1 protein-coding gene is annotated in these 471 nt (G+C 49.9%); it reads left to right on the top strand.

The features are described 5' to 3' along the window. Positions 1 to 90 precede the first annotated feature (90 nt). A partial coding sequence (gene lspA / locus CXF87_RS12385) for a signal peptidase II (RefSeq protein ID WP_101146799.1) occupies positions 91 to 471 on the top strand: 381 nt, incomplete at its 3' end.

The following is a 471-nucleotide window of genomic DNA, read 5'->3' on the forward strand; positions in this document are numbered from 1 at the left end:
TCCAATTATCCGGATCTGATTATCGGCACCATCGCGGGGGGCATTGTACTTAACGGTGCCAGACGCATTTTGGCGTTGAAGGGTTAAATAATGCTCATTATTGGCAAAAAGCTCTCGCCGTATGCCCTATTGTCCATATCGGGCCTGCTGGCAGCGTCTGATCAGGCTGTAAAGTGGCTGGTGCAGCAATCAATGGCCTATGGCGAGTATGTTTCGGTGACCCCGTTCTTTAACTGGGTGCACCTATGGAACACCGGTGCCGCATTCAGTCTTTTTGCGAATGGTGGAGGCTGGCAGCGCTACTTTTTTATCGGAATCGCGGTAGTGGTCTCGATTTTTCTGATCAAGCTGATCCTTGAAAATCGTCATAAAGGAGAAGCCATCGCTTACAGTCTTATCCTCGGTGGCGCCATGGGCAACCTGATTGACCGGGTCTTTCGCGGCTATGTTGTGGATTCCTTTGATTTCTAT

Source organism: Halomonas sp. MES3-P3E (genome assembly GCF_002836035.1).
Classification (GTDB): Bacteria; Pseudomonadota; Gammaproteobacteria; order Pseudomonadales; family Halomonadaceae; genus Vreelandella; species Vreelandella arctica.